Below are 1,752 nucleotides of genomic sequence, written 5' to 3' on the forward strand. Positions count from 1 at the left end.
GTAAGCATTCAGGTGATGGGGTTGACAAAAAGGGAAGGATGAGTAGTAGTGTAGAACCATGGAAATCAAACCGCCAGCTACCCCAAATAGCTTTGAAGCTCTGGAACTGCTTCCCCAATCAGTTCTGGTGGAGCTGGTCCTGCAACAGCAACAAGTGATTGAACAACTGATTGGGGAGGTGGAACGCCTCAAAAGTCTGTTGAACAAAGACAGCCAGACTTCATCAAAACCCCCATCAAGTGATTTAATCAGAAGGTCAGAGAAAAAACCGTCGAAGGAATCAGATTCGCAGAAACGAAAACCAGGAGGACAACCAGGACACAAAGGGAAAACCCGAAAAGGATTTGGGCGGGTTGACCGATATGTAGTAGTCGAACCTCAAAGTTGTCCGATCTGTAAGGGAAATCAGTGGGAAAGTAGGGATTGCTCAACCCGAAGCTATGTCGTGGCTCAACTGGTAGAGCGTCCCATCGAAATTGTAGAGTACCAGCAGAAGCGACGGGTGTGTCACCACTGTGGAACTCTGGTTGGGGGGGAGTTACAGGATTTTGTCATCCCCGGACAAGACTTGTCAGCCAACTTGCAAGGAATGCTGGCCTGGTTGGGACACTACGGTCATTTGTCTTATGAGAAGCAACAAGAGTGGTTGCGAGAGTTCGGGAAAATCGAGGTGAGCTTAGGAACTCTAGAATCGACCACGCGGCGGGTGGCATTAGCTGTGACATCACAAGTGAAGGAGTTGAAAGAGTGGGTGAAGACCCAACCTCACGTTCACGCCGACGAGTCCCCGTGGTTGGTCAAGGGAGTTAAAGAATGGATGTGGGTACTCTCGGGAGAAGGATATAGTTTGTTCCATGCTGGAGACACTCGCTCACGAGTTGAACTGGAACACTTACTTGGTCAGAGTTTTGCGCTTTGTCCTCATTTCAGACGATTTCAGTGTCTATAACGGCTATCAAGTGACGGCTCAGCAGAAATGTTTAGCCCATCTGCGACGACATTTTAAGCAAGTCACTCGTCTGAAACCGCCTCATCAGCAAGCCTTGGGTCAGGCTTTTCTCGACCTCATTGATGAAGCCTTTGCCCAACACCGCCAGTGGCGCGAAACCCGTGAGGCATCCGCTTATGCTTCTTGGGCTGAGTCTTTCAAAAGGCGAGTAACTGAGGCAATTGAGACCTGGAGTCCAAAAGCCGGTCATGCGGCTGGGCTGTTGTTGAAGTCCTTGAGGAACAAGTCCGATCAATGGTGGTATTTCCTTGACTACCCCCAAGTGCCCCCCGATAACAATCGGGCAGAGCGGTCATTGCGTCTGGCGGTTACTAAGCGGAAAGTAGCCGGTGGGTCTCGTTCCTGGGATGGGTTTATCCGTTCGGCGACATTGCTGAGTGGGATTCAGTCTTGTCGGGCTCAGGGTCGTTCAGCTGTTGAGTTTTTAGGACGATCTCTTTCCTTGGCAGTGCGGGAGCGTTCTCACGAATTGTCTCTGATTCCTGACTTTGAGTAATTGGGATGGCTTTGTCAACCCCTACACCTGAATGCTTACGTGAATAGTTCTTGGTAACATGATAAGTTATAGCAACCGCAGGAAAGGTTAAAACATTTTTCTATTCACTGTTACCTGCTCCCTGCTCCCTATTACCTGCTCCCTGTTACCTAAAAAAAAAAGATGATAGTTTATGTCATAAACTAAACTGACATTGATATAAAATTGATCATTGACAAGTTTAAAATTACCAATGACTAATGAAAGA

At 48.1% G+C, this 1,752-nt stretch carries 1 pseudogene; it reads left to right on the top strand.

What is annotated here, in order from left to right:
• Window positions 1–58: 58 nt before the first annotated feature.
• Window positions 59–1,505: pseudogene (locus tag F6K49_RS45925) on the top strand (IS66 family transposase).
• Window positions 1,506–1,752: the final 247 nt, after the last annotated feature.

It is taken from the genome of Moorena sp. SIO3I6, assembly GCF_010672095.1.